Here is a 26,556-nt window from a genome sequence, read left to right as displayed (position 1 = left end):
GCTCCTCAGAACCAGGTCCTCACGCCGGCAACGAAGCTGAAGCCGCCCGTGTCATCACCGCGTGCTCTCGTGAAGCGTGCCGTGTCGCCGAATTGCCTTTCCCACGACACGCCGATGTAGGGCGCAAACTCACGCGACTTTTCGTAGCGCAGCCTGAGCCCGAGTTCGAGGTCCGTAAGCCCCGATCCGATGCCGTCCTGGCGCACGTCTTGGGCTGCAAAGTTGGCTTCCACGCGAGGCTGAAGGACGAAGAATTGTGTCACTCGCTCGTCGTACCATGCCTCGGCTCGGCCAAGCACGTCGCCCTTGTCAGAAAGGAACAGTGCCCCCTCGACGTCGAACCAATAGGGCGCAAGCCCCTCGATCCCGACCGTCGCGTAGGTGCGAGAAGGGTTCGGCTTGAAGTCGTAGCGGACGCCCGCCTGAAGGTTCCAATAGGGATCGAGCGCACGGCTGTAGAGCGCCTGCACCTCGGCCGCTTCGAGCGGTTTGCCAAATGTGCCCTCGCCTTCGCTCTTCAGGGTGAGACGGTTGATGTCTCCCCCGATCCAAGCCTCGCCATCCCATCGATAGCCGTCCCCGCCTTTGCGCGCCTGATACTCGGCAAGGTTGAAGAGCACTTGGTAGTAGGTCATTCCGCCATGCTCGCGGCGCAGGTCGCGGTTGGCATCGCTCATGGCTGCCTCGCCGTAATAGCGAGACGCTGCCAGCACCGGAGATGGTGCAGGCGCGGGCGCATTGCCCGGCTTCAGGTCTGTACCGACAGGCACGGTCGCCATTCCCGGCATTGAAGACATGTCATGCTGCGTTGGCTGGCCGGGTGCCATATCCATGCCGGGCATCGCCGACATATCATGGCCGGTGTGCTCGCCTGTTGCGGTAGCCGGAGCAGGGTTCATGCCTGACATTTGGGACATGTCGTGGCCGGCGTGCGGATCGGCCGCGTTCGCACCGCTCATGTCCATGCCGGGCATCGTGTGTTCGGCATGTGGATCGGCTGCAGGCTTGGAGGGACGCTTTGCCGGGACCTTCCTAGTCGCTGCCTTCTTGGCAGGGGCCCGCTTTGTGGCCGGTCTCGATCTAGCGGTCGGTTTTTTCGCCGGCATTTTCATGCCCGGCATGCTCATGCCCGGCATCATTGAATGGTCCATCGTCTGCGCCGTGGCAGGTGCCGTGGCGACCAGCGCGCCGATCCCGGCGAGAAGCAGCGCCTTCATGCCGCCTCTCCCTTCGCCGAACGGACCTGGACGACCTGCATCATGCCCGCGTGCATGTGGTAGAGCATGTGGCAGTGGAATGCCCAATCGCCCTCGTTGGCGGTCACGTCCCAACTGACCTTGCCCCCGGTTGGACCATGACGGTATGCTTTCTCGGGCTGTACGCGCCGTGCCCCGTCACCAATTCGAAGAAGTGGCCGTGCAAGTGGATCGGGTGGCCCATCATCGTGTCGTTGACCAGCGTGACGCGGACGCGCTCGCCAGCAAGAAATGGGATCGGTGCCTTCACCTCGGACAGCTTTTCACCGTCGAGCGCCCACATGTAGCGTTCCATGTTGCCGGTAAGGTGGATCTGCACCTCGCGCGACGGCGCGCGCAGATCGGGATTGCGATCGACCGCGACCAGATCGCGGTAATTCAGCACACGATGCCCGACATTCTCCAGACCCTGACCGGGGTCGCCGGTACGATCCATCGGCATCGGCGAGATGGTCTGGACACCCGGCCCCTTCTTCACGCCCGGCGCTTTCGAAAAGTCGCGCATGTTCATGTCCATGCCCGCCATGCCGCCCATTGCCATACCACCTGCGGCGTCGGGCGCACCTGCCATGCCTGGCATCGTAGCACCCGACTGCATCGCGCCGTGATCCATCCCGGCCATTCCGCCCGCGCCGGCACCGGCAGCACCGTGGTCCATCTGCGCGTGGTCCATCGCAGCGGCGGGCTTTTCAGCCGTGGCCATTGATCCGTGATCCATTCCAGGCATGCCACTATGGTCCATGCCCTGCATCGAACCGCCGCCCGACATATCCATGTTCATGTCCATCCCCATGTCCTTCATGGTGGCGACAGGGCGCTTGCGAAGTGGAGGGACTTCAGCGGCCATGCCTTCGCGGGGGCTTAGCGTTGCGCGCGCCATGCCGGACCTGTCCACGCTCTCACCGACCAGCGTGTAGGCGCGCTCGTCCGATGGAGTGACGATCACGTCGTAGGTCTCGGCCACGCCGATCTGGAACTCGTCGACCTCAACGGGACGGACGTTGAGGCCGTCCGCCTGGACAACGCTCAGCTTCAACCCCGGAATCCGGACGTTGAAGGTCGTCATCGCGGACGCATTGATGACACGCAGCCGCACCCGCTCGCCCGGCCTGAACAGCCCCGTCCAATTGTCCTGCGGCCCATGCCCGTTGACGAGATAGGTGTAGTTTGAACCCGTCACGTCGGCGACGTCGGTCGGGTCCATCCGCATCTTGCCCCAATCGAGGCGATCCTTGAGCGGCTGGTCCTCGCCCTTGAGCAGGCCGGCGAGCGTCTGCTGCTGCCGGTTGAAATAGCCCGACTGCTTCTTGAGCTTCATGAAGATGCGATGCGGGTGGAGCTGGCTGTGGTCGGACAGCACGATAACGTGCTCGCGATCCGACTGGATCGGGTCAACGCCCTTGGGGTCGATCACGATGGGGCCGTAGAGCCCCATCTGCTCCTGCAACCCGGAATGGCTGTGATACCAATAGGTGCCGGCCTGCACGATCGGGAACTCGTAGGTGAAGGTCGTGCGCTTATCGATGCCGGGGAAGGCAACGCCCGGCACGCCGTCCATCTGGAACGGCACGATCAGGCCGTGCCAGTGCAACGAGGTCTGCTCATCAAGACCGTTCTCGACATGCAGCCGCACGGTCTGACCTTCCCGCAGCCGGATCAGCGGTGCGGGCACAGTGCCGTTAATGCCGATGGCGTGGCTCTGCCGTCCGTCGATCATCATCATCTGGTGCGCGACCCGGAGCCGGATTTCATCACCCGATACAGTAGGCAGCGGCTTCACAATACCAGCGGAAACAGGCTGCGCCCATGCCGGCATATATGCCGACAGCGCAACACCGCCTCCTGCAAGAGTGGCACCGCGCAGCAATTGGCGGCGGTCTAGAACGCGCGACATGGTAGCTCCTTGGGATTGAGCCGCTGCCGGCCCGTCTCACCTCTTACGCGTCCCGTGCGCCTACCCCTTGGTTCTCTTTCAAATTTTCGGCGAGGCGCGCGCGAGCCCGATATAGCCTGGTTTCGACCGCCTTCTGGCTGATCCCCAATACATCGGCCGTTTCCGCCTGGCTCAAACCCTCGATCGTGCGGAGCACCAACGGTTCTTTGAGATTCATCGGCAAGGTCGCGATGGCGCGCGTCACTTTGGCAAGTTCCTGCCGATCGGCTGCTGCGTCATCGATTGCTACCTGATCGTCCGCGATCGTCTCGGCCTGTTCGTCGAGCGGTGCGGCAAAGGAGAAAAACCGACGGACCGCGCGCTTCCTTGCCCAATCCCGGCATTTGTTGACGGCGATCGTAGAAAGCCATGCTTTCATCGCCCGCTGTGTATCGTAGCGCGGCATCGCCTGATGCGCCGCGACAAACGTCTCTTGAACCAAATCGAGCGCTTCGTCGGCCTCGCCGACAAAGGCGCGCGCGAGCCGGAATATAGGCTGACGATAGCGACGCATGATTTCGGAGAATGCCGCTTGTCGGCCAGCGATGCTGAGCGTCGCCAGTTCGCCGTCGGACAGGGTGGTCCAATCGAGGCTCACCCCTGGTCGTCGGTGAGCGCCTTCACCACCGCAGCATCGAATTGGGGGTCTGATCCGGGCGCAAAAGCTGCCGCATGGCGAAGATATGCGCCAACGTTGCCTTCTGTAACTCGCCCATCGCCGCATGACTCTGATCGACCGCGGCGGTCACCTTGGGGCCGTTGCCATGCTCGGTCTCAATGGCCTCGGCTAGCCGTGCATTGTCCGCGCGCATTTCCAATTCCAGCGCGTGGCGTTGCACCGCGAACCGGTCCTCTAGGCTTTTCAGCCGGGCCTGCTGATTGCCATCAAGCGCCAGCTTATGGTGCAGGACCTCGTGCAAGGCGGTGCCCGGTTGCTTAGGCTGGGGCAGCAACACGCGCGCAAGAAATACGCCTGCGATAGCCGCGAGGAAGGCCAGTACAACGCAGACGATAAGCCGCTTGGTCGATGTCATGGCTCACCAATCAGCAAGACCGATGGCGCCAGTGGTGATGCGCCCCCGAGCGGCGAAAGCGACACCGCAGGGCTGGCGGTCGCCGGAAGTTCCGCGCCAACCATGCCGATCGCGAGCGCTGCGACCATCACGCCCCCGACGCCCAATCCGGTCAACCGTGCGACGGGCTGCGCACCGATGCGTGCGAACACCTGCGCTTCGATCCCGTCCAGCGATGCCGGCACGGGTGCGCCCGCGAGCCTCGCCAATGTTCTGTCTAGATCGTCCATGCTGTCCACTCCGCGCCTCTACCACTTGTTACGCAGCGATGCCCATCACCCCTCGACTTCCGTCATGAGGGGCGAGCGGCCGGGCCGCGTAGAACAGGCACGAACCTGATCGGAGTATTCCCATGCGTCGCGTCTTCCTTCCTACCGCTGTCGTCCTTCTCGGCCTTGCCGGAGCCGCCCAGGCCCATCCCAAACTCGTATCCGCATCCCCGGCACCGAATGCGATGGTCGCGAAGCCCGCCAATGTCACACTGCGCTTCAGCGAGAAGCTGATGCCCAAGTTTTCCGGTGCGGATCTGATGATGACCGGGCATGGCGGCATGACGCACGCACCAATGAAAGTCGTCGGGACCGCAACTGTCGGCTCGGACGGTCGCACCCTCGTCGTCACGCCCAAGTCGCCGCTCGGCGCGGGTAGCTATAAGCTTGCCTGGCATGTGGTCTCGACCGACACACACCGCATCACCGGAAACTACGCCTTCACGGTGAAGTAAGGTGGAAGCCGACTGGCCGCTGATCGCGGTTCGCTTCGCGCTTTACGTGACGCTGAGCGGGCTGTTCGGCCTCTCGGCATTCGGCCTCTACGGGTTGAAGGTCGGTGAGCGCGGCAACGCGCTTGCCTTCCGCCCTTGGCTGTTCGGGACCGGGCTTCTCGCCCTGCTATTCTCCGGCATAGCGGTCGCGCTGCTCGCAGCCGCGATGGCAGGTGCACCTCCGTGGCCGATCGATCGGGAAGCAGTCGGAATGCTGCTCTCTGACTCCGCAACGGGCACGGCATGGAAAGTACGCATGATCGCGCTCTTGGTGGCGTCTATCGCTGCCCTAATAGCGGCGCGGCGCACGATGCCGCTTGGCTTGGTCGCCATCTTTTCCGGCGTCGCTCTCGCAACGCTCGCCTGGACGGGGCACGGGGCGATGGACGAAGGCGCGACCGGGTGGGTGCATCTGGCGGCCGATATCCTCCATCTCCTGAGCGCTGGTGCGTGGGTGGGAGCGCTGCTCGGGCTTGGGCTGCTGGTGACACGACCAGCGCGGCGCACCGATGCCGCCCACCTCGCACTGACCTATCGAGCGCTGCACGGGTTCGGTCTGACCGGCACGATTGTCGTCGGTACGATCGTCATCACCGGCCTCATCAACGCTTGGCTGTTGGTTGGCCTTGGCAATCTCCCGACCCTCGGCACGACGGTCTACGGCAGGCTCTTGATCGCCAAGCTTGTGCTGTTGGGTGGGATGCTCGGACTCGCTTCGCTTAACCGCTTCCGCTTTACACCGGCATTCGAACGATCGGTGTCAGCAGGCGATTATAAAGGCGCGCTGCGAACCTTGCGAACAAGTCTTGCAGTCGAGGCTTCGTGCGTGGTCGCGATCCTCGTGCTGGTAGGTTGGCTCGGCACGCTCGAACCCCTGCGTCGGCCATGTAGCTATTGGTTTGAGGGCAATCGAGCTTTGCGACGTAATTTAATTAGGTGCCGTGAGTCGTTGGAAGGGGGCTTGACCCTGACACGGTGTCAGACCCTACATGCTCTCGGGTTGAAGGAGTTTTTCTATGAACGACCCTGATTTCCACGCCCATTTGGCCGGGGGCTGCGGGTGCTCGAACAAGCAAGCTGATAAAGCTGCTGCGATCGAGCGCGAGGCGGGCGCGTCCTGCTGCTCGTCCTCCAAATCTCCGGCTGTTCCACAAGCTGCCAAGGAAGGATGCTGCTCAGGGAAAGCGGGCGGAGAACCTTCTGCCACAGTGACCGACCCGGTATGCGGCATGACCGTTGATCTGGCAAAAACAGCGCACCATGCCGAGCATGCCGGGCACGAGTATCATTTCTGTAGTGCAGGGTGTCGAACCAAGTTCGTCGCTGACCCTGATGCCTACCTTGGGGCCAAGCCAAAGCCCGAGCCGGTGGCAACCCCGGGAGCGATGTGGACGTGCCCCATGCACCCTGAGATTCGTCGGGAAGGGCCGGGAACGTGCCCCATTTGCGGCATGGCCCTCGAACCGGAAGAGCCGTCGCTCGATGACGGTCCCAATCCAGAACTAGTCGATTTCACCCGGCGTTTGTGGGTAGCAGGAGCGCTCACCGTTCCGCTGCTCATTGTTTCGATGTTCGCCGAGATGTTTGGGCTCCATGTTGTTAGCCCTACCGCTTCGCCTTGGGTCCAACTCGCACTCACTGCGCCAATTGTGCTGTGGGCGGGATGGCCGTTTTTCGAGCGGGGTGGATGTCGCTTCGCACCCGCCATCTGAATATGTTCACGCTGATCGCGATCGGCGTCGGTGCGGCATTCCTCTACAGCCTGGTCGCAACACTCGCGCCCAGCATCTTCCCTGCGACGTTCCGGATGCACGGGGGCATGGTCCCAGTCTATTACGAAGCTGCCGGCGTCGTCGTGACACTGGTGTTGCTCGGACAGGTTCTCGAATTGCGCGCCAGAGCGGCGACTGGCCGCGCGATACGCGCCCTCATGGACCTCGCTCCCAAGACAGCGCGACGGTTGCGGTCTGACGGGTCAGAGGAAGAAGTCAGCCTTGCCGACGTGGCAACCGGAGATCGGTTGCGGGTCCGCCCCGGCGATGCGATCCCGGTCGATGGCGTGGTGGTCGAGGGTCGCTCCTCGGTCGATGAATCCATGCTCACCGGCGAGCCGGCCCCGTCCTCAAGGAAGTCGATGCCGCAGTCACGGGGGGACGGTGAACGGCACGGGCAGCCTCGTTATGGAAGCCGGCGCGGTCGGTTCGGACACGATGCTGGCGCGCATCGTCCGCATGGTCGCGGAAGCGCAGCGCAGCCGTGCCCCGATCCAGGCGGTCGCCGACCGGGTATCGGGCTGGTTCGTACCTTTGGTCGTGCTGATCTCGGTCGCGACCTTCGTGGTGTGGTCGCTGGTCGGTCCCGAGCCACGCATGGGTCACGCCCTCCTTAATGCGATCGCCGTGCTGGTGATCGCCTGCCCGTGCGCGCTCGGGCTCGCGACCCCTATGTCGATTATGGTTGGCACCGGCCGCGGCGCGCAGGCCGGCGTGCTCGTCAAGAATGCCGAAAGCCTACAGGCACTCGATAAGGTCGATACGCTGGTCATCGACAAGACGGGCACGCTAACGGAAGGCAAGCCGTCGCTGGTCGCGATCGAGGCAACCGGCACCGTTGGAGAGAACGACATGCTCGCGCTCGCTGCGGCTGTCGAAGGACAGTCCGAACACCCGCTAGCCCACGCGATCGTCGTCGCCGCCAAGGAACGCGGATTGCAACTCGCCACGGTCGCAGACTTCGCTTCGCAGACCGGCATGGGTGTCAGTGCCACGGTTGGCGGCCGATCGGTGGTGATCGGCAATGCCGCACAAATGAGCCGGGTCGGTGCCGATCCCCAGTCACTCGACGCTTCGGCCGATCGCCATCGGAGCGAGGGAGCCGGCGTCATCCTGATCGCGATCGACGGCGCACTCGCGGGCTTGCTCGCGGTTGCTGACCCGGTGCGCCCTTCGGCGCGCGACGCCATCGCGGCTCTTCGCAAGGAAGGTCTGCGCGTTATCATGCTGACGGGCGACAATCGCGGGACGGCCGATGCGGTTGCGCGCGCCGTGGGCGGCCTGGACGATGTACGCGCCGATCTGCGACCGGAAGATAAGGCGCGGATCATCGGCGAATTGAAAGCTGATGGTGCCAAGGTTGCAATGGCCGGCGACGGTATCAACGACGCCCCGGCGCTGGCCGCTGCCGACGTTGGGCTCGCGATGGGGACGGGAACCGACGTAGCGATAGAAAGCGCGGGCATGACGCTCACACGCGGCGATCTTTCGGCGATCGTGCGCGCGCGCAAGCTCGCCCGTGCGACGATGCGGAACATTCGGCAGAACCTGTTCTTCTCATTCCTGTTCAACGGGGTCGGCGTGCCCGTCGCGGCCGGCGTGCTCTACCCCGTTGCCGGCATCCTTCTGTCACCAATGCTGGCTGGCGCTGCGATGGCCCTCTCTTCCTTCACCGTCGTGCTCAACGCGCTGCGTCTGAACACGGTGAAACTATGAACATCGGGGCGGCGTCGGAGGCCAGCGGCGTCTCGCAACGCATGATCCGCCACTACGAGAAGATCGACCTTGTGCCCGCACCGCTCCGGCGCGGGAGCTACCGGGATTATTCGGAAGTGGACATTCATCGGCTGCGGTTCATCGCCAACGCGCGAGACCTTGGGTTTCCAATCGAGGAGATCCGCACGCTACTCGGCTTGTGGTCGGATCGGGATCGGTCGAGCGCCGAAGTTAAGGCGCTGGCGAAAGCGCGCGCTGCCGAGCTGGGCCGCAAGGCGCGCGCGTTGAAAGCTATGCAATTGGCGCTGATCGACTTGGTTGAGCGCTGTCACGGCGATGATCGCCCGGAGTGCCCAATTATCGAAAGCCTCGCTGAATAATCCGATCGAGCGCGGCGCTTAGCGTGCCGCGCTCTACCGCCTGTGGGCGTTCGCAAGCGGTTCTAGTGTTCTCCCTTCTCGTGTGAAAACGGCTTTTGGGAAAGATCTATCGTTCCCAAAAGACCATCGTTTTCGAGGAAGCTTTGTGTCAAAACCGAACGGTTCTGACGCTTGAGATAGGTCGCCGCCTTTCAAGCGCTTACTGGTGTCAGAACCCTCATTCAGAATAGCTCGACAAGGGGTTGCAGTCGGTGGCTTGCTTGGACCAAATCGCTTTTCCGAAAGCGGTCGAGGTAATCTTCGGCGGTGACAGCGGGATTGTGAAACTGACGGCGTTGGTTTCCGATTGCGGTCAGCGCCTTGGCCGTATCGAGGTCGATGACATTAACGATGAAGTCGTCGGGATGCTTCACCTCGATACCGTGGCGGGCGGCTGCTTCGACCGGAAAATCCTTGAGGTTGTACGTGACAATCGCGTCGGCTCTGCCGTGAATCGCTGCGGCAAGAACATGGACGTCCTTGGGATCAGGCAGTGTCAGGGCAGGCATCAGCGGTTCGTAGCCTTCCACCAGCGCCTCTCCGAAGCTGTCCATGTAGGTCCGCTGGCGTTGGAAATGGTCAGCTGCCAGATCGGCAAACCGTCGCCTTAAGCTTTCCTCCCACTCGGCCAGGATGGCCTCGCTCCAGAGCGGCCGGAACAGCCGGCTGGCGGCGAACCACAAAAGCGCACCCCGCACGATGGAGGGGTGCATGACGTTGGCATCGAGCAGGACGGTGTAGCGGCCGACCAGCATCAGGGACGATCGAGAGGCGTGTGATCGTCGAAGAGGCCAGCTTCCTGATCCAGATCCGCCATTTCCTGCAGGGCCTCATGCCGGGCCGCATCCATGCGGCTGCGGTAGGTCAGCACGTCGCGTCCGAGCAGCTTACGATGCGTGCCGACCATCCGGAACGGCAGATCACCGCGTTCTAAGAGCTTAATGAGGTGTGGACGCGACATGTTGAGCAGGTCGGCTGCTTGGCTAGTTGTAAGCTCTGCCTGTACCGGCACGACAGTGACGGCATGACCGTTGCCGATCTCAACTAGCATCTTGACGATGCTGTTGAACACACCAGACGGCAGGCTGATAACGTCCTCACCTGCCCCTTCTACAGTCAGGTGAATAGGGCGGCTGGAATCTACCCTCGACAGTGCACGCGCGGCGTTACCGGCCGCCTCGATCTCGTGTGCAGTAGGCTCGTAGGCCTCGTCGATATTGAAGGCCACGGCGGCCATGTTTCATCTCCCAGGGCGGAAGCCATCTAGTGACTGCGAGTTGTAAACGCAATAAGTGAAACGAGTGTCAACGGGAAGACGTTCCACTGCGGTGATCGTCGAGCATGCTGAGCGGGGTGGGCGTAATCCAGTCGCCTCCCAGCTTGGGGTATGGACCGTAGAACAGATCACCCAGCGCACGCCGATAGTGCGCGTTCATCCAGCGCCGGCGTCGATGCTCCGGGCCATCGTGGAGCATGTGGCAGCGTTGGCAGAGCGCTGCGAGCTGGTGAAGCGCACTGTCGCTCGGATCATGGTTAAGGTGCGCACAGGCCAGGACCACCGGTGTCCACCGGCCTTGTACCAGAATGTTTTCCGTAGGCCGTCGCACGCGCCGGCCCCGGCCATTGCGCCAGCATTGCCGGTTCCGATCCCACCACCGTCCGTCGCCTAGGTGGAAGACCTTCTGCCTGTGGGGACGTCCACAATGCTCGCAGTGTCCCCCGCCCGCACGAAGCGTACCTGGTGTGATAGCTGCACCCAGTCGATCGGGTACAAGAACACGTGCTCGGGCCGGATAGGCATCAGGCCTTCCCTGCCGAAGTGTCAGGCTGCGCAGTCCACCGCATTATAAAGCCACCGTCGCTGCGGTCAGCGCCCGGTAGAGTGTGGCATGGTGGCATTTGAGCAGCTTGGCGGCTTCGCGCACCGATGTGCCTTCGCTTATCAATCGTTCGCCGAGCGTGATCTGATCGGGGGTGAGCTTTGGCGGACGGCCAAAGCGGACTCCCTCGCCTTAGCCGCCACTCGTCCGCTGCTGGTGCGCTGGTGGATCAGCTCACGCTCGAACTCAGCGATGCCGGCGAACACGGTCAGCACCATGCGACCAGCTGGCGAGGTCGTGTCGGCCCAGGGCTCGGCCAGCGAGCGCAGGCCGGAACCAGCCTCCTTCAGCTTCTCGGCGATGTCCAGCAGGTCGCGCGTCGAGCGCGCCAGTCGGTCGAGCCGCGTCACTACCACCGTGTCGTCGTCGCGCAGCTGCTCGATCATCTTGGCCAGCTCGGGCCGGTCACGCTTCGCGCCCGAGATCTTCTCCTCGAACGTCCGCTTGCATCCGGCCTCCTTCAACGCGGCGCGTTGCAGCCGGAGATCTTGGTCATCGGTGGACACACGAGCATAGCCAATCAGCATGTTGCAAAATTGTATCGTAATAAAAGTATTTTGCAACCGACTTTTGCGACATCAGCACATGAGAGAACACGAGCTCTAAGGGCTCTGTTGCGAAACTTAGAACATTTGAGACAGTCGACAGTTGCTATCCTGCGGCCCTCACAGCCTCATTCTTCAAGCCTGCCTGTGCGAGCCTCCTTCTTCGACTTGTCCCATTCCTTCTTGATGAGCCGTTGGGCTGCTTTCTCGACCGTATCCGCCTTTTTGAGCCAATCGGGCTTTGGAGTATGCCGCGCACTCACTAGCTCCTCGACTGCGCGGAAGAGCGCGCGATCCAGGGCATGTTTGTCCTCAGTCCCTACGTCGCGGCAGGCCGGGTTTAGGCGGAGTACGATACCAGCGCGCGCGGCATGTACCTTTCGCCAATTCACCGGCTTGGCAGGGCTAACTGCACCACGCCGCACCTCGGCCGTTAACTCTACAACCAGCCCTCGCATTGCTTCTCGCCATACCGCGCGCTCGCTGGTGACGATCTGGACGAAGATGGCCTTGTCTGCGTTCTCCTTCCCGGCCTGCGCGCCAAAACGCGCGCCAAGGTAGGCAAGCACGCCCGCAAAGGCCGTTCCGAAGCCCTGCACCCACGTCCAGCCGCCTGATCCTGACCCCCTGATATTCCTGTCACGTATGCTCCCTTATGCCGCGAACCTCGGGTGCAGCTTACGACCACCCAACCACGCTGCTACAGGCCACGAAGGCTATCAGTTCACAAGTGAGATTGTTATCTTGCTCACTTGTGTGCTATCCATCATGTTCACACGCGAACACGTGCAGGGGCTACATGAAGACCATATCTATCATCAGCCAGAAGGGCGGAGCGGGTAAGACCACGCTTGCCATCCACCTTGCCGGTGCCGCCACCAGTGCGGGCCTCTCCGCGCTGATCCTCGACGCGGACCCGCAAGCGACCGCTAGCCAATGGAACCACTGGCGAGGCGGCGCGGACCCTGAGGTCGTAGATTGTGCCTCCCCCACCCTCCTTCCGCGCAAGGTGCAGCAAGCAGCCGATCTAGGCGCGGACCTAGTCATTATCGATACGCCCCCACACGCGGACATCATGGCGCGCGAGGCGTGCAAGGCTGCGGACCTGATCCTTATTCCTTGTCGTCCCCAAGCGTTCGACTTGTCAGCCGTTGAAACGACGGCCGAGCTGGTGAAGGCAGCAGGCAAGCCGGCCTTCGTGCTCTTCATGGGCGGTCCTCAGCGCGCGCCAACTACTTACAGAGACGCGCGGGAGCTGATTGAGGGCAGCGAAGGCGTTGAGGGTATGGGTGTGCCGGTCGCGCCCGTCATGCTCACGATGCGCGCGATCTATCACCACAGCACGGCGCAAGGGAAAACCGCGATAGAGGCGGAGCCTGACGGTAAGGCGGCGGAGGAGATCGCCGCGCTATGGACGTGGACAAGCGAACGTGTGAACTTGCCCACAAGTAAGCAGGGCAGAAAGAAGCGAGGCTGACATGAGCAAATTTGGCGCCATGAGGCAGCAGCGTGCAGAACGCGCGAAGGTGGAGCCGAGCGTCTCGACCCCAGCCATTGAGGGCTCGGCGTCGGTGCGATCGGCGGCGCGGCAGGGCAAGAAGGCTGTCAGCGCATACTTTAGTCCGGAAGTTAGCCGAGGCTTAAATGTGCTGGCGGCCGAGAACGGAACTACCCTTCAGGCCTTGATGGGCGAGGCAATCGACCTTCTCATGCGCCAGTACGGCAAGCACCCGTTCGGGGAGCGGTGACGCGCAGCTTTGAAGAGGGGTCTGCACATAGAACGGACCCAGATGTACGCTAACGCGATCGGGTGTCAGCAAACCCCCAGATTCGGGTTTCCGTACAGCTGACCAAAGCGACAGGGTTTGTCGCACACTCTGCCATCCTGTTGGCGCCACGACCCAAGGCCGGAGCGCACCCTGTCCGAAAGCATGTGTTTTCCGACAGTCTCAAAACGCTGCGGCAGCCTATACCAGCGTCATGACCAAGATACCGGATACGGACAAGAGATCGCAGGTTTCACCGGAATCCTCATTTTTGCACCTGAACGACGGCGCCCGGCATCATCGGGTCGCCCGGAGCAATGACGAGGTAACGGCGCATGTCGCCTTTTGCGTCGCTGACGATCTGGCGGAGCGGTCCGAGCGTGTTGACTATCGCGCCGCCCGCCGGATTGGTCATGAACTTCGCCAGAGGCTGGATCACGCCGCTGCCATCAGCGCGGGAGGATAGCCCAAGGACATAGGGCATCTTTGGACTGAGGCCCGCAACCGCCGCCTGCAAAATCTGGACTTGGCCCTGATCGAACAGCGTGACCTGGCTGCGCCCAGTCCCGGAAAGAGTCAGCTGGATCTTCATGCCGGCCTGGGCGAGCGGCATCAGGTTTGCACGGCCATCGCCTACCGGCACCGCGCCGGGAACGTAGGCCACGCCTTGGGGCCCCTGACCGATCGGAATCGTCGCGATAACGGTGTTGCTGGCGGTATCGATCGCCGCGACTGCGTCGGCGTTCTCCAGCCCGACATACATCCGCGTACCGTCGCCCGACGGCCAAAGGCCGTGCGGGAGCGCGCCGACCGGGATGTTCGCGACCTGCGCGAAGTCGGTGGTGCGGAACACCTTGACGACGTTCTCGGTGCCGACCGTCACATAGGCGAACTGGCCAGCCTTGGTGCGGGCGATGTTGACGTGGTTGGTGATCGCGCCTGTGTCGAACGTCTTGAGCACTGCGAAGGGTGGCTTGGCGTCGAACACCATGACTTTGCCGACGTCTTTCAGCGTCAACCAGACCTGCTTGCCGTCGGGCGTCGCGGCGATGTCGGGGCAGAACGGGCTCGCCTGCTTGACGCGACCGACGATCTTCTTCGAGGCGGTGTCGATCACAACGGTCTCGGGAGAAAAGCTCGAACAGACGTAACCGTATTTCCCGTTCGGCGAGAAGATCGTCATGCCGGGGCCATTAGGAACGGGGATGCGCGTAGTCGGCGCGAAGGTCTTGCCGTCGAGCACCTGGATATAATCCTCGCCGCGCACCGCGACCCAGACTTCGCGACCGTCGGGGCGGAAGAACGCTTCGTGCGGCGATCGGCCCACATAGGTCGTATGCTTCACGGCATTGGTCGCAGTGTCGATGAACGTCACCGAGTTCGAGCCGATCGAGATCGCCGCCAGCGTCTTGCGATCAGGCGAGAAGCCCATGCCGTGGACGAGCAGCTGTCCCTTGTAGAGCGGGCTGAGGTTCGCGGGGTCTGGTCGCCGAGTTTTATCACGCCGAGCAGCGTGTTGGTCGACGGATCGATCACCGACACGGTGTTGGAGAACTGGTCCGAGGTGTAGAACCGGTCCTGCGCGCTGACGGGGACGTCGGGGGTCGCGTTCGGCACTTGCTGGGCAAACGCAGGGCCCGAGAAACACAAGGCGGCGCAGGCGGTTAGGGTGAAACGCTTCATGGACGGTCTCCGTGATGGGGGTGACCGGTCGCGGTCGGTTCGGTGTGAGGCAGCAACGCGCCGCCTTCGGATAGGATGCCCTGCATCACCGCGATTTCCTGACGCTGTTCGACGATGATTCCCTGGGCGAGCCGGCGCAGGCGTTCATCCTTGCCGAACCGCAGTTCGACTTCGGCCATGTCGATCGCACCCTGATGATGCGGGATCATCATTCTTGCGAAGTCGCGATCGGGATCGCTTGAATAACCGGTCATCATCGCGCCGTGCATCCGCGCCATCGCCGCATCCATTGCGGACGCGAAACCGTCCGTTTGCGCTAACGCACCCGTCGATACGGACACGGCTATCGCCGTTAGCAAGGCCGTGCGAGATTTCATCGTCATGCCTTTAGTATTCCCATTTATGACACGCGAGCGATGAATGCCGAGCGTGACAGCGTAAATGATCGCGGCGCAGCCATCGATCCAACGCATAAGCATGGTTGTTCTGATCATCTAAAAAGAACGGTAGACAATCTATGATCGCGTTTTCGTATTGAAACCATCGCTACCATGCGTTGGACGCAGGGGAGATATCGGTCGATCTAGCGGCATCGGACTGGCACGATCACCCGCCGGATCCGCGATAAGGATCAAACGATGAAAGCTGCGATCGTTCTGGTTGCCGCGATGTTGGCCTCCGTAGCCCCAGTCCCGGCGATCGCTCAGGCCTATTGGGCTGCACCTGCGGCGGACGACTTTCCCTGCGATATCAAGGCGGTTCAGGCACCGTGGTCGAAGGCTGATATCGACCTTAGTCATCATGACCGGATCTATGTGTCTGACCCGACATCGACAAAGATCGTTGTCATCGATCCTGCAGCGGGCAACGAACTGGGACGCATCGACCTCACCAAAAGCGCGATAGCTGAGCCCAGCTTTTCCAGCCCCAAAGTCCAGCACCTGGCTGCAACGCGTGACGGGCGGACCCTGGCGGTATCGGCATTAGCGCAGCACAGTGTGACGCTCGTAGATCTGGCCACGAACACGGAACGAGGCCGGACCGTGTTCCAGACGTCGCCTACCGCCGTCGCGTTTACGCCCAATGGGCACGAACTCTGGGTTTCGCTCGGCGATGAACATGCCATCGCAGTCGTGGATCCTAAGACCGCGCGGGAGATCACCCGCGTACCAGCAAGTGGCGGAGCGGGCGCGACCATCCTGTCGCCAAACGGACGCTATGCCTTTGTATCGCTTACTGAAAGGCCGTCCATCCTGGTTGTCGACGTCGAGCATCGGCGCGTCGTCGGACACGTTGCCAGCAACGGTGCAGGTGAGGGAGCAATCGCGGTCTCGCCAGATGGCAAACAGATTTGGGCAACACGCCGCGAGAGCGGCACGACCACGGTTTTTGCTGCCAAACCGCCGTTTGCGGTACGCGAAGTGATAAACACTGGTCCAGCAACGGGCGCGGTCAACTTCGCCCAGCGCGCGGACGATTCCTTTGCCTATGTCAGCATTGGCGGCGATCAACCTGCAATCAAGGTCTATAGAACCGACAGCCTGGAGGCTGTGGCAACCGTCCCGCTACAAGCGGCTCCAAGTGCGGTTTGGCCGTCGGGCGATGGTACGAGAATCTATGCCAGCCTGGCCGGAACCAACAAGGTCGCTGGGATCGACACGCTGACGTACACCACCGTGTCGACAATCCCTATCAGTACGGATGCGCAAAGCCTGATCTACGTTCCTGGTGCCGTGCGATCAGGAAAAGGTCTCGCCAATCTGGTGCCATCCGGGCGCGATGCGGCGCTTGCCGTGGCGGCGCGTTGATCGGTCTTACACCGTCTGTAATTTCCCAAGGAAAGCCCTTTCTAAAATGACCAAGCCCCCGTCAGGATCGCGATCAGCGGTGCCGCAGGACAAATTTGCTATTCGCTGCTCTTCCGGGTTGCGCAGGGTGACGTGTTCGGACCGGACCAGCCCGTTATCCTTCAACTGCTCGACGTGCCGCAGGCTATGGACGCCGTACGCGGCGTGGTCATGGAACTGGAGGATTGCGCGTTCCCGCTACTGGCAGGTGTGATCATTACTGATGATCCGATGGTGGCTTTCAAGGACATCGATGCGGCCATGCTGGTTGGGTCTCGTCCCCGCTCAAAGGGCATGGAGCGCCGTGATTTGCTCGCTGCCAACGCAGCGATCTTCAAGACGCAGGGCGCAGCATTGGACGCAGTGGCCAAACGTGACGCCAAGATCCTGGTCGTCGGCAATCCCGCCAACACAAATGCCTGGATTCTTGCGCAAAGCGCACCGGGTTTTCCTGCCGAAAACATCACGTCGATGATCCGCCTCGATCACAACCGCGCGCAGGGACAGCTTGCGGCCAAGGCGGGTGTAGGTGTCGATGCGATTACAAAGCTCGTCGTCTGGGGAAACCATTCGCCGACGATGTTTGCCGACTGGGGGAATGCCGAACTCGATGGCCAAAAGCTTGCCGACCGTATCGGAAACGAGGCCTGGTACCGCGAAACCCTGATCCCCACCGTTGCGCAGCGCGGAACCGCGATCATCGAAGCACGGGGTGCGTCCTCGGCCGCGTCGGCCGCAAATGCAGCGATCGACCATCTGCGCGACTGGGTGCACGGCGCAGGCGATAATTGGGTGTCGATGGGCGTGGTGTCAGATGGCTCCTACGGTATCCCGCAAGGACTGGTGTGCGGCGTGCCGGTGCACTGCATGAGCGGTGGGTATGCGCGTATCGAAGGCCTGACCCTCGATCCGTTCCAGCGATCGATGCTCGATCGCACGATTGCCGAACTGGTCGATGAACGTGAGGCGGTTATCGACATTCTGAAATGAACGATCGGTATATCTGATTGGAATGACTGTAATCTTTGGTTGGTGCGATTGATCTCCTTTCCCTATCATTGGGGCAAGGAGATCGGGCATGACCCTCGAACAACTCAGGATTTTCGTCGGTGTCGCAGAGCGCGAGCACATGACGCGCGCTGCCGAAGCGCTCAATGTGACGCAGTCAGCCGCAAGCGCTGCCATCGCCGCGCTAGAAGCTCGGCACGGCGTGCCGCTGTTCCACCGGGTCGGCCGCGGGATCGAACTGTCCGAAGCGGGCCGCATGTTTCTGGTCGACGCGCGCGCAGTGCTTGGCCGTGCCGCCAGCGCGGAACTTGCACTGGCCGAATATGCAGGACTGGAGCGCGGCACACTGCGGCTGGTCGCAAGCCAGACGATCGCAGGCTATTGGCTGCCCCGCCAGCTGGCGGCGTTCCATGCGCGCTACCCCGCGATCTCAATCGAACTGGCGATCGACAACACCGAGGGGCCGCGGCGCGCGTGCTCGACGGTGCGGTCGAGCTCGGCTTCGTCGAGGGTGTGATCGACGAGCCCGCGCTCGCGCATTGGACGGTCGCGAACGACCGCATGGTGCTGGTAAGCGATCGCGCAGCCGACACGATCGACGAGGACTGGATCCGCGCCGCGCGCTGGATCGTCCGCGAACAGGGATCGGGCACGCGCTCGTCGTTCGAGGAGGTGTTGCGCCAGCGCGGCGTCGATCCGTCGGACCTCACCACCGCGCTGACCCTGCCGTCGAACGAGGCGGTACGTAGCGCGGTCGAGGCTGGCGCAGGCGTCGCGGTCCTGTCGCAGCATGTCGTCGCACCTGCAATCGCGGCCGGAACGTTGCACGATCTGCCGCTCGGTCTGCCGCGGCGTCCGTTCTACGCGCTGCGGCACAAAGAGCGCTATCGTACCCGGGCGGCCGATGCGCTGACCGATCTCATCAAGGAGACTGGCAAGTGACCGCCGATCTGAAACCCGTTCTTGATGGCCTGAAGCCGCTCAGCCGGCTCGACTCACCGCGCGAGATGATCCGGCAGTTCACGCCCAACTGGTTCGCCGCGACCATGGGCACCGGTATCCTGGCGCTGGCCTTACCGCAGGTGCCGGGCGTCGGCACGTCGCTGCACCCGGTCGGCGAGGCATTGTGGTATTTCAACATCGCGCTCTTCACGCTGTTCGCCGGGCTCTACACCGCGCGCTGGACGATGTTCGGGCACGAGGCGCGGCGGATCTTCGGGCACAACACCGTATCGATGTTCATCGGTACGATCCCGATGGGCCTCGCGACGATCATCAACGGGTTCCTGGCGTTCGGCCTGCCGCGGTTCGGCGCCGGCGTGATCCCGATCGCCGAGACATTGTGGTGGATCGACGTCGCGATGTCGCTCGCCTGCGGTGTAGCGATCCCCTACCTCATGTTTACCCGGCACGAACATTCGCTCGACGGCATGACCGCGGTGTGGCTCCTGCCAGTGGTCGCGGCCGAGGTCGCAGGCGCGAGCGGAGGCCTGCTCGCACCGCATCTGGCCGACGCCCATCATCAGTTCGTGGTGCTGGCGACCTCCTATGTCCTGTGGGCCTATTCGGTGCCGGTCGCGTTCGGCATTCTCGCGATCCTGATCCTGCGGATGGCTCTCCACAAGCTGCCGCACGAGAGCATGGCCGCCTCGAGCTGGCTCGCGCTCGGTCCGATCGGCACCGGTGCGCTCGGGATGCTGGTGCTCGGTAGCGACGCGCCCGCGATCCTCGCCGCCAACGGCCTCGGCCAGATCGGCGCGGTAGCGCAGGGGATCGGCACGATCGCCGGGCTGTTGCTCTGGGGCTTCGGCCTGTGGTGGCTGGCGCTCGCGACGCTGATCACGATCCGCTACTGGCGCGCGGGTATCCCGTTCAACCTTGGCTGGTGGGGCTACACCTTCCCGCTCGGCGTCTACACTGTCGCCACCTTCAAGCTCGGCACGACGCTCCAGCTCGGCTTTTTCGGGATCGTCGGCACCATCCTCACCATCGCGCTCGCAGCGATGTGGCTGCTGGTCGGCGCCAAGACGGTCGCAGGCGGCTGGCGCGGAAACCTGTTCGTGTCGCCCTGCATCGCCCAAGCCAATTGATGGGCCGAACTGATCGTCCTGCCGGATCGAACCGGCCCATCCGATCGACCCGTACCGGGCAGACCGTCGGACGGATCGCGCATAAGAGCATGACATCGAAGGGAGAATGCTGGTGGACAGCCTGGATATGAAACTGGCGCAGGCGACGAACCGCCGTCGCTTTCTCGCAGAGGCTGCGATCGGCAGCGGCGCGCTGATCGCCGCACCCGCGCTGGCGCAGAGCATGGTCGACCTGCATCTTCCGGGTGGCCCATCGGAACGGCCGATAACCAGTGCGTTCCCCGGCAAGGGCAGCATGATCCTCCAGCGGATCCACCCGCCGCTGCTGGAAACGCCGATGAGCGTGTTCAATGGCGACGTCTTCACACCGAACGACCAGTTCTTCGTCCGCTGGCACTGGGCCGACATTCCGACCGCGATCGATGTCGAGGCGTTCCGGATCAAGGTGCACGGCGCGGTCACGCGGCCGCTGTCGATCTCGCTCGCGCAACTGCTGAAGTTGCCACGCGTCGAGCTGGCGGCGATCAACCAATGCTCGGGCAATTCGCGTGCGCTGTTCCAGCCCCTGTTGCCGGTGCGCAGTGGCGTCACGGGGCGATGGGCAACGCCAAATGGCTCGGCGTGCGCCTGCGCGACGTGCTCGATATCGCCGGCGTGAAGCCGGGCGCGGTCGCGGTGCGGTTCGGTGCGCTCGACCAGCCGGTGGTCGCGGGTGGACCGGATTTTGCGAAGTCGCTGTCGATCGACCACGCACGCGACGGCGAAGTGATGCTCGCCTTCGGGATGAACGGTGAACAGATGCCGCTCCTCAACGGCTTCCCGGTCCGGCTGATCGTACCCGGCTGGTATTCGACCTATTGGGTCAAGATGCTGAACGACATCGAGGTGCTTGCCGCGCCCGACGACGGTTACTGGATGGCCAAGGCGTACAAGATCCCTGACACTCCAGGCGCGAACGTGCGGCCTGGCCAGAAGGATTTCCCGGCCGTCCCGATCAACAAGATGATCCCGCGCAGTTGGGTCACGAGCCTCGACGAAGGGCAGGCGATCGCGTTTGACCGGTCAATCCCGCTGGGCGGCATCGCGATGGGCGGCGATTGCGGCGTCGCCAAGGTCGATGTGTCGACCGACAACGGCAAGAGCTGGTACAAGACGACGCTTGGCCCCGATCACGGCAAATACAGTTTCCGCCGCTGGGATGCGCAGGTGCCGCTCAGCCATGCGGGCCCGACCAGACTGATGTCGCGCTGCTGGAACACCGCCGGCATCGCGCAGCCGATGACGCCGATCTGGAACCCGGGCGGGTTCATGCGCGGCAACATCGAAACCACCAACATCGTCGTCGGCTGAGGAGCGCTCCCCCATGAAAACGCCTTCCATCGGCACGCTGTCGTTCGGGTTCGTCGGCGCGACCGTCGTTCTTCTACTCGCGATCGGTGCCCCGAACAGCCGCATCGCCCCGCCGCCTGCCGCCCCGACCGCACCACCGCCGCCAAGCGTTTCGGCGCGCGGCTTCTCGCTGGCGTCCACCTCGGTCGATCTCCCGACCGACGAAGGGCAATATCCCGCCGGCCCGCATGCCGACGTCATCAACGCCAACTGCACCTCGTGTCATTCGGCGAGCATGGCGCTGAACCAGCCGCCACTCTCCTCCGATCAGTGGACCGCGGAGGTCACCAAGATGCGCGAGGTCTACAAGGCTCCTGTTGCACAGGCTGACGTGCCGGCGATCGTCGCTTATCTGACCGCCATGAGCGCAAAGCAGCCGGGCGCCGCGAAGGGCAAGGCGCAAGACCCCGATCCGAAGGCTGCGCCCGACGTATCGGGGGATCAGGCTAAGCACATCACTCACGACACGCGGTTCTGCGCGCGAAGTGCTGTGCGGCGTGTACGTGTCTCGCGCAGTGTTGCATTGGGCGCGAGGCCGTTCGCGGGCACCTTGGGTATCGCAACGCGCTGCGACAGGTAGATGCCATTGTGGCCCGAGCAGAGATAGGCCACGAAACAGGCGACGGCGATCGGCACCGCATAGCTGGCGCCAAACAGTTCAATCCCCATGAAGGTGCAGGCGAGCGGGGTATTGGCAGCCCCGGCAAAGACCGCAACAAAGCCGATCGCGGCGAACAGGCCCGTCGGTACGTCCAAGAAAGGCGCCAGCGCGTTACCGAGCGTCGCGCCGATGAAGAACAACGGCGTGACTTCACCACCTTTGAAACCCGCACCGAGCGTGACGACAGTAAACAGCAGCTTGATCGCCCAACTCCACGGATGCGTGTCTGGTCCGAAGAAGCTGGCGATGGTAAGGCTCTCGGGCCTCGCTGCCAGGACACCCAGGCCTAGATAGTCGCGCGTGCCGAACAGGAAGACGAGCGCGATAACGACGACCCCGCCGATCACTGGACGTAGCGGACCATAGGGGACGATCCGCTTCAGACATCCCCCGACCACGTGGTTGGCTTCGGCGAAGGCCAAACCGACCAATCCGAATATGATCCCCGCAATACCCGCCTTCGTCACGAGCAGCGCATCGACCGGTATCAACGCACCGATCGGGTAGACACCGTGATGGATACCCCAGGCGAGGCACGTCCAATCGCCGACTAGCGCTGCAACGAGGCAAGGCACTAGCGCGGAATATTCAACGCGGCCGATCGCCAGCACTTCGAGCGCGAAGACCGCGCCTGCGATCGGCGTGCCGAAGACCGCGCCGAACCCGGCTGCGATACCCGTCATCAACAGGATGCGCGTGCCGCCCGCATCGAGGCGGAGCGCGCGGCCGAAACCGCTGGCAAGGCTTCCACCCAATTGGACGGCGGTGCCCTCACGTCCGGCCGAGCCACCGAAAAGATGCGTCACCACTGTGCCGAAGAAGATGAGCGGCGCCATCCGCAGAGGCACCCCGCCGCCAGGCTCGTGGATCTGCTCGACGATCAGATTGTTGCCGCCTTCCACTGTGCGCCCGGTGACATGGTAGAGGAATCCGACAACGAACCCGCCCACCGGTAGCAGATAGAGCAGCCAAGGCGATGCAAACCGCAGTCGCGTAACGGTATCGAGACTCAGCAGGAACGCCGCACATAGCGTCCCGACGAGTGCCGCCATGGGCAGCAAGATCAGCGCCCAGCGCAGGACAGAGATCGCATGGTCGTGACGATCGCGCATGAATGCCGCGACATTCAGCGTGCCGACGAGATTGCGAAAGGTAGCGCGCACAATTCCTCCTTGCTGCCTGAAGGCGCCAAGTAGGAATCATCAGCTCTTATCAGAGCGGTTCGGCCAAATTGCCCGGCAGAAATCCATTGCCAAAGTCGATCTATTAGACGTTTGCCCCAACCGTCAATGGGCATGTTGGTCGGGCAAATGCTCGGACCGGCCAGTCGGCAGCGTCTATCTGAGCCCGTTATATGTACCGACCCCGGGTACGCTGCATGCGGGACCGATCGGCTTTGGCCCACGTCGTTTTCGGGCTTCGTCACAAGGGGGCGATACCGCACGAAAGCCGCGGATGCGCTGCGGGGTCTGATCGGTTCGCAGCAAACCTAGGGATGGCTGCTACGAGCGTGCCGTCCAGATGCCGACGAGCGCGGCCAGTGACACGAGCATAAGAAACCCGTTCATCACTAGGAGCAACGTCGCTGGCAGGCGCTTGATGTCCGGTCGTGGCGGCGGGGCGCCTGCGCCCATCTCTCGCCACACCGCAGCGGCGAAGCAAAAGGCGCTGAACAAGATCAGCATGGTCCCGGTCGCCGTCGCCAGCCACGGGAACACGACGTCCTTGAGCAGCGCGCGCGCGCCGATACCGGAAGCGAGCGCCGCCAGTCCGGTACGCACCCAGGCAGCATAGGTGCGTTCGCCGGCGAGGATTGTGCGGTCCGCGGCAAGCTCTGTGCGACGGTCGGCGCTGTCCACCTGCTGGACTGCGCTGTCCTTCAGCTTGCTCGCGCTCTCCGCCAGCTTCGCATGGGCCCGATCGGCGTCGTGCGGCGCGTCCATCAGCCAGCGGTAACGGCGATGCGATGCCAGGCAGTCGAGAGATAGCCGGCGAAGTTCCAGATCGGCTCGGGCCGTTCGGGCTGCATCTGCCCGGCACCGTCAACGGCGCGCACGATCAGGACGTGGAGTCCGGGAGACAGATCGACCGTGACGTGCCACTGCGTCCAGCTCCAAGGCGCATCGGGTTTTGCAGTCAGTTCCGCCTGCAGCCAGTCGGTGCCGCCATTGACGGAGACCTCGACGCGGGTGACCGCTCGGCCGAAGGCGACCGCATAACCCGCGATTTCGCACGCGCCGGCGCTGACATGCGCGCCGTCCACCGGCGCGCAGATCGCAGCATTGAGCGGCATCTCCTCGATAGTCAGACCCCGATCCCAGTCTGCGTCCTCCTTCGCTACCGACGCCGGAAAGAGCTTGTAGTCCTTAGCCTGGATCGGCGCATCGGACGGGCGATCGCGCACCTCGATGCGCGTCAGCCACTTGGCGCTACGAACGCCCGCATAACCCGGCACGACGAGCCGCAGCGGTGCGCCATGTTCGGGGGCCAGCGCCTCGCCATTCATGGCCCAGACGATCAGCACGTCGGGCTCTAGCGCCTTGGCGATCGAGATCGAGGCACCGAACGGTGCCGTCTCACCATCGACATCCACGTTGTCGGCCCCCGTAGTGCCGACGAACGACGCGCCGTCCTGGATGCCGGCTGCGGCGAGCACGTCGCACAGTGCGACGCCGGTCCACGCCGCATTGCCAATCGCGCCCACGTCCCAGGGATCGCCCGAAGTCTTTTCCACGTCTTGAAGATGTGCCCGACGATTGCCGGCGCACTGCATGGTCGCGGTCACTGTCCGGGTCGCAAATGCCGTTTGAAGTTCGGCAACCGTGTAGGAGCGCGGGCGGTCGACTAAGCCGTCCAGCGCTATACGATGATCGTCGGCCAGCTCCGGCGTTGGTCCGTGACTGCGGATGTAGAAGTTCGCCTGCGGCGTCAGGAAGGACGTGATCAGTTTATCCGGGGGCGTTTCCGCATTGAGCGGCTCCGGACAGCGGAGGATCAGATTCTGTTCGGCGCGATCGGATGCGGTCATGCAAGCGGCCTACCATGATGAAATCAGTAGCGAAATCGATCGTTTTGCTGGGCGATGTCACCCAGACTCTTTCGATAGCCTATCCCTTTCTAGACGGCGGTGGAGCGATCACCATGCCGTCGCGCGAAAGGCGCCGAGCGCCAGACAGCCTTTCCCGTAGATCGTCGCGATGTGACTGGACTTGCTACGACGGCTTTGTCCCAAAAGTCGTCGCTAGGTACTAGGGATGACGGAAAACCCTGTCGCCATCGCAGATGCGCGACAAACGGGTGATTTGCGCCGCCTGAACCCGGATGAGGGCGCTTAACGTATATCTGGGTCCGTTCTATGTACCGACCCCGAAGAGGGGGCGATCCGAATGATCCGTCCCGAGTGGAACATGCAAGGGCTGGGTGAATGCCCGGCATCTGTAACGGGCACCCCGGAATCCGCCAGCCCACTTGTTGGCATGTGAACATGATAGCACGAGAACACGAGAACACGATGGAACGTGAACACGTGTCTGGCATGTAGAGGTTGGTAGCAAAGCCTATCGGTGAGTTTTGGGGTAGCGGCTCACCTTTGGGCCGACGCGCTGAAATCTACCAGCACGGGCAGTTCGGGAATTCCGCCGCGCAGCTTTGCCCGTCGTACAATGCTGTGCTGGTCGATCAGGTTCTGTGCGTCGCGCTTGCCGCTGGACGTTTTTGGGAACCAGTGGAGTGCCACCCGTTCGACCTTGCGCCCGTTCTTGATCGGCGTGAAATCGACATAGAAGGGGCAAAGCTTGTTAATTTCCTCGACAGCCACCTTCAGACAATATTTGTTCATATCAGCGAAGCGTTCGAGTTTACCTTCAGGCACGTTAAGCAGGCCGCGCAGCTCTTCGATCGTAAACTCCTCTTTCTGTTTGTATTCGAGACCAATGCGCCGCTCGATCATTTCATAGAGACAAAGTGCGTATTTTGACTCGAAGCAATACATTACCTGCGTCTTGAGACGGGCATAAACCTGACTGTTCCGCAGTATCTCGATTAGCTCTTCTGGGATACGATAGTGAAGGAAGCCGTCTTTTTCGAGGCTTTCATCACTTGGGCCGAGCAGCTGGACACGGCGCTTGTAGCTCTTGCCATCCTTGCGGATCGTGACGATCGCGATGGTGCCCATGAGGCGCAGCAGTGAACTCTCTATGCGCTCGTTGCCTTGGTGCGTCCCTTTCAGTCCGGATTTCGCAATGCGATGGATGATCGGCTCGCCAATGCGTTCCCAGGCATTGGCGATCAGCAGGTTGTAGATACGGCGATCCGCGAGGGTGAGGGGGCTTAGCTCTACAATATCGACCAACTCGCCGGGCTTGACGATTTCACCGTAGTTGGCGGGATCAAAAGGATTTCCACGTCCCTTCTGGGCCAGCGTGCGGAATGTCATATCGACCACGGCAGGTTGCGACATAGGCTTGACCAACGGTGAGCTAGAGGAACTTACCAACTCACCCTAATCACGAAAAGTGAGCTAGGCAAATGTTTCAGCTCCCCGTGGAGCAGAGAGGCGGATACCCCAAAACTCACCGATCCTTTTAACCCAACCATTGGGGTACCCCAACACTCACTGGACCCTGCCCGAACACTCACTTTTACCGACCCCAAAGCTCACCGCATGCTACCCCGAAACTCACGCGAATCGACCCCAACGCTCACTATTGGAGGCATTTTTCGGCAGAAATACGGACCTTTCAGGGCTCTGAATCT

At 62.6% G+C, this 26,556-nt stretch carries 21 protein-coding genes, 7 pseudogenes and 1 riboswitch; of the genes and pseudogenes, 11 read left to right on the top strand and 17 right to left on the bottom strand.

The features are described 5' to 3' along the window. Window positions 1–5: 5 nt before the first annotated feature. From AC0IX7_RS21475 to AC0IX7_RS21455, 5 genes and pseudogenes are all read right to left on the bottom strand, one after another. Entirely contained in the window at window positions 6–1,217 is a 1,212-nt protein-coding gene (locus tag AC0IX7_RS21475; protein WP_055763326.1) for a copper resistance protein B, read from the bottom strand. Beyond that, a pseudogene (locus tag AC0IX7_RS21470) lies at window positions 1,214–3,150 on the bottom strand (copper resistance system multicopper oxidase). Before AC0IX7_RS21470 ends, AC0IX7_RS21475 begins: the two are co-directional and overlap by 4 nt. 43 nt (window positions 3,151–3,193) lie before the next feature. Then, complete coding sequence (locus AC0IX7_RS21465; RefSeq protein ID WP_055763333.1) at window positions 3,194–3,787, bottom strand: RNA polymerase sigma factor; 594 nt, start codon at window positions 3,785–3,787, stop codon at window positions 3,194–3,196. Then, window positions 3,784–4,223: pseudogene (locus AC0IX7_RS21460) on the bottom strand (periplasmic heavy metal sensor). Before AC0IX7_RS21460 ends, AC0IX7_RS21465 begins: the two are co-directional and overlap by 4 nt. Continuing rightward, complete coding sequence (locus tag AC0IX7_RS21455; protein WP_055763369.1) at window positions 4,220–4,492, bottom strand: hypothetical protein; 273 nt, start codon at window positions 4,490–4,492, stop codon at window positions 4,220–4,222. Before AC0IX7_RS21455 ends, AC0IX7_RS21460 begins: the two are co-directional and overlap by 4 nt. A 122-nt stretch (window positions 4,493–4,614) precedes the next feature. Between AC0IX7_RS21455 and copC the strand changes: the two genes are divergently transcribed. The 4 genes and pseudogenes from copC (at window position 4,615) to AC0IX7_RS21435 (ending at window position 8,893) form a co-directional block, all read left to right on the top strand. Next, entirely contained in the window at window positions 4,615–4,986 is a 372-nt protein-coding gene (copC, locus tag AC0IX7_RS21450) for a copper homeostasis periplasmic binding protein CopC (RefSeq protein ID WP_055763339.1), read from the top strand. 1 nt (window position 4,987) lies between these two features. Then, entirely contained in the window at window positions 4,988–6,055 is a 1,068-nt protein-coding gene (copD, locus tag AC0IX7_RS21445) for a copper homeostasis membrane protein CopD (RefSeq protein WP_471814285.1), read from the top strand. 178 nt (window positions 6,056–6,233) lie between these two features. Continuing rightward, window positions 6,234–8,513: pseudogene (locus AC0IX7_RS21440) on the top strand (heavy metal translocating P-type ATPase). Next, entirely contained in the window at window positions 8,510–8,893 is a 384-nt protein-coding gene (locus tag AC0IX7_RS21435) for a MerR family DNA-binding protein (RefSeq protein ID WP_055763348.1), read from the top strand. Before AC0IX7_RS21440 ends, AC0IX7_RS21435 begins: the two are co-directional and overlap by 4 nt. Before the next feature lie 221 nt (window positions 8,894–9,114). On the opposite strand, the gene AC0IX7_RS21430 is transcribed toward AC0IX7_RS21435, so the two are convergent. From AC0IX7_RS21430 to AC0IX7_RS21410, 5 genes and pseudogenes are all read right to left on the bottom strand, one after another. Continuing rightward, window positions 9,115–9,687, bottom strand: a complete 573-nt coding sequence (locus AC0IX7_RS21430) for a PIN domain-containing protein (protein WP_055763351.1) — start codon at window positions 9,685–9,687, stop codon at window positions 9,115–9,117. Beyond that, entirely contained in the window at window positions 9,687–10,169 is a 483-nt protein-coding gene (locus AC0IX7_RS21425; RefSeq protein ID WP_055763354.1) for a helix-turn-helix domain-containing protein, read from the bottom strand. The genes AC0IX7_RS21430 and AC0IX7_RS21425 overlap by 1 nt, the downstream gene beginning before the upstream one ends. 67 nt (window positions 10,170–10,236) lie before the next feature. After that, window positions 10,237–10,407, bottom strand: coding sequence for a hypothetical protein (locus AC0IX7_RS21420; RefSeq protein WP_471814282.1), 171 nt, complete (start codon window positions 10,405–10,407; stop codon window positions 10,237–10,239). Between the two features lie 369 nt (window positions 10,408–10,776). Further along, a pseudogene (locus tag AC0IX7_RS21415) lies at window positions 10,777–11,339 on the bottom strand (recombinase family protein). A 146-nt stretch (window positions 11,340–11,485) separates the two neighbouring features. Beyond that, window positions 11,486–11,956, bottom strand: a complete 471-nt coding sequence (locus AC0IX7_RS21410; RefSeq protein WP_031392881.1) for a hypothetical protein — start codon at window positions 11,954–11,956, stop codon at window positions 11,486–11,488. Between the two features lie 200 nt (window positions 11,957–12,156). Here AC0IX7_RS21410 and parA point away from each other — a divergent pair, with 200 nt between their 5' ends. Next, window positions 12,157–12,834: a ParA family partition ATPase gene (gene parA / locus AC0IX7_RS21405; RefSeq protein WP_031392882.1), complete on the top strand. Its 678-nt coding sequence runs from the start codon at window positions 12,157–12,159 to the stop codon at window positions 12,832–12,834. A gap of 1 nt (window position 12,835) precedes the next feature. After that, window positions 12,836–13,105 (top strand): ribbon-helix-helix domain-containing protein, encoded by a 270-nt coding sequence (locus AC0IX7_RS21400; protein WP_031392883.1) that lies wholly within the window; start codon window positions 12,836–12,838, stop codon window positions 13,103–13,105. Window positions 13,106–13,388: 283 nt separating this feature from the next. Here AC0IX7_RS21400 and AC0IX7_RS21395 read toward each other — a convergent pair whose 3' ends face one another. Genes AC0IX7_RS21395 through copM form a run of 3 tightly spaced genes read right to left on the bottom strand, consistent with a single transcriptional unit; the run spans window position 13,389 to window position 15,300 of the window. Further along, window positions 13,389–14,555 carry a YVTN family beta-propeller repeat protein gene (locus AC0IX7_RS21395; RefSeq protein ID WP_471814280.1) on the bottom strand — a complete coding sequence of 389 codons (1,167 nt, stop codon included), beginning with the start codon at window positions 14,553–14,555 and terminating at the stop codon, window positions 13,389–13,391. After that, window positions 14,495–14,806, bottom strand: coding sequence for a hypothetical protein (locus AC0IX7_RS21390; RefSeq protein WP_471814278.1), 312 nt, complete (start codon window positions 14,804–14,806; stop codon window positions 14,495–14,497). Before AC0IX7_RS21390 ends, AC0IX7_RS21395 begins: the two co-directional genes overlap by 61 nt. Next, window positions 14,803–15,300 carry a CopM family metallochaperone gene (gene copM / locus AC0IX7_RS21385; RefSeq protein ID WP_235516305.1) on the bottom strand — a complete coding sequence of 166 codons (498 nt, stop codon included), beginning with the start codon at window positions 15,298–15,300 and terminating at the stop codon, window positions 14,803–14,805. Before copM ends, AC0IX7_RS21390 begins: the two co-directional genes overlap by 4 nt. 144 nt (window positions 15,301–15,444) lie before the next feature. On the opposite strand from copM, the gene AC0IX7_RS21380 reads away from it, so the two are divergent. From AC0IX7_RS21380 to AC0IX7_RS21360, 5 genes and pseudogenes are all read left to right on the top strand, one after another. Next, on the top strand, window positions 15,445–16,614 hold the full coding sequence (locus AC0IX7_RS21380) for a beta-propeller fold lactonase family protein (protein ID WP_051916164.1): 1,170 nt from the start codon (window positions 15,445–15,447) through the stop codon (window positions 16,612–16,614). A 63-nt stretch (window positions 16,615–16,677) separates the two neighbouring features. Next, a pseudogene (locus AC0IX7_RS21375) lies at window positions 16,678–17,643 on the top strand (malate dehydrogenase); the annotation flags it as partial. 88 nt (window positions 17,644–17,731) lie between these two features. Next, window positions 17,732–18,603: pseudogene (locus tag AC0IX7_RS21370) on the top strand (LysR substrate-binding domain-containing protein). Then, a complete protein-coding gene (locus AC0IX7_RS21365) occupies window positions 18,600–19,751 on the top strand; it encodes a TDT family transporter (protein WP_031392889.1) in 1,152 nt (383 codons plus the stop codon). The pseudogene AC0IX7_RS21370 and the gene AC0IX7_RS21365 overlap by 4 nt, the downstream one beginning before the upstream one ends. A gap of 106 nt (window positions 19,752–19,857) precedes the next feature. Continuing rightward, window positions 19,858–21,101 (top strand): annotated as a pseudogene (locus AC0IX7_RS21360) (molybdopterin-dependent oxidoreductase). 498 nt (window positions 21,102–21,599) lie between these two features. Here AC0IX7_RS21360 and AC0IX7_RS21355 read toward each other — a convergent pair. The 4 genes from AC0IX7_RS21355 to AC0IX7_RS21340 all read right to left on the bottom strand — a co-directional run bounded on the left by AC0IX7_RS21355 (window position 21,600) and on the right by AC0IX7_RS21340 (window position 26,260). After that, window positions 21,600–22,964 carry a voltage-gated chloride channel family protein gene (locus AC0IX7_RS21355; RefSeq protein ID WP_471814276.1) on the bottom strand — a complete coding sequence of 455 codons (1,365 nt, stop codon included), beginning with the start codon at window positions 22,962–22,964 and terminating at the stop codon, window positions 21,600–21,602. A gap of 23 nt (window positions 22,965–22,987) precedes the next feature. Continuing rightward, a riboswitch (Fluoride riboswitch) is annotated at window positions 22,988–23,064 on the bottom strand. 239 nt (window positions 23,065–23,303) lie between these two features. Further along, window positions 23,304–23,744, bottom strand: coding sequence for a YidH family protein (locus AC0IX7_RS21350; RefSeq protein ID WP_051916165.1), 441 nt, complete (start codon window positions 23,742–23,744; stop codon window positions 23,304–23,306). Beyond that, window positions 23,744–24,829, bottom strand: coding sequence for a sulfite oxidase (locus AC0IX7_RS21345; RefSeq protein WP_031392894.1), 1,086 nt, complete (start codon window positions 24,827–24,829; stop codon window positions 23,744–23,746). Before AC0IX7_RS21345 ends, AC0IX7_RS21350 begins: the two co-directional genes overlap by 1 nt. Before the next feature lie 555 nt (window positions 24,830–25,384). Next, window positions 25,385–26,260 carry a replication initiation protein gene (locus AC0IX7_RS21340; protein WP_031392895.1) on the bottom strand — a complete coding sequence of 292 codons (876 nt, stop codon included), beginning with the start codon at window positions 26,258–26,260 and terminating at the stop codon, window positions 25,385–25,387. Window positions 26,261–26,556: the final 296 nt, after the last annotated feature.

This window comes from Sphingomonas sp. AC411 (genome assembly GCF_979253035.1).
Note: the sequence above shows the minus strand (reverse complement) of the source record. Positions and strands in the feature narration are given on the sequence as shown.

Bases quoted from the DNA above. Each gene is read 5' to 3' on its own strand.
- AC0IX7_RS21475 (WP_055763326.1), bottom strand. From the start codon at position 1,217: ATGAAGGCGCTGCTTCTCGCCGGGATCGGCGCGCTGGTCGCCACGGCA.
- AC0IX7_RS21455 (WP_055763369.1), bottom strand. From the start codon at position 4,492: ATGGACGATCTAGACAGAACATTGGCGAGGCTCGCGGGCGCACCCGTG.
- copC (WP_055763339.1), top strand. From the start codon at position 4,615: ATGCGTCGCGTCTTCCTTCCTACCGCTGTCGTCCTTCTCGGCCTTGCC.
- AC0IX7_RS21435 (WP_055763348.1), top strand. From the start codon at position 8,510: ATGAACATCGGGGCGGCGTCGGAGGCCAGCGGCGTCTCGCAACGCATG.
- AC0IX7_RS21430 (WP_055763351.1), bottom strand. From the start codon at position 9,687: ATGCTGGTCGGCCGCTACACCGTCCTGCTCGATGCCAACGTCATGCAC.
- AC0IX7_RS21425 (WP_055763354.1), bottom strand. From the start codon at position 10,169: ATGGCCGCCGTGGCCTTCAATATCGACGAGGCCTACGAGCCTACTGCA.
- AC0IX7_RS21420 (WP_471814282.1), bottom strand. From the start codon at position 10,407: ATGCTCCACGATGGCCCGGAGCATCGACGCCGGCGCTGGATGAACGCG.
- parA (WP_031392882.1), top strand. From the start codon at position 12,157: ATGAAGACCATATCTATCATCAGCCAGAAGGGCGGAGCGGGTAAGACC.
- AC0IX7_RS21400 (WP_031392883.1), top strand. From the start codon at position 12,836: ATGAGCAAATTTGGCGCCATGAGGCAGCAGCGTGCAGAACGCGCGAAG.
- AC0IX7_RS21395 (WP_471814280.1), bottom strand. From the start codon at position 14,555: ATGGGCTTCTCGCCTGATCGCAAGACGCTGGCGGCGATCTCGATCGGC.
- AC0IX7_RS21390 (WP_471814278.1), bottom strand. From the start codon at position 14,806: ATGAAGCGTTTCACCCTAACCGCCTGCGCCGCCTTGTGTTTCTCGGGC.
- copM (WP_235516305.1), bottom strand. From the start codon at position 15,300: ATGATCAGAACAACCATGCTTATGCGTTGGATCGATGGCTGCGCCGCG.
- AC0IX7_RS21380 (WP_051916164.1), top strand. From the start codon at position 15,445: ATGAAAGCTGCGATCGTTCTGGTTGCCGCGATGTTGGCCTCCGTAGCC.
- AC0IX7_RS21350 (WP_051916165.1), bottom strand. From the start codon at position 23,744: ATGGACGCGCCGCACGACGCCGATCGGGCCCATGCGAAGCTGGCGGAG.
- AC0IX7_RS21345 (WP_031392894.1), bottom strand. From the start codon at position 24,829: ATGACCGCATCCGATCGCGCCGAACAGAATCTGATCCTCCGCTGTCCG.
- AC0IX7_RS21340 (WP_031392895.1), bottom strand. From the start codon at position 26,260: ATGTCGCAACCTGCCGTGGTCGATATGACATTCCGCACGCTGGCCCAG.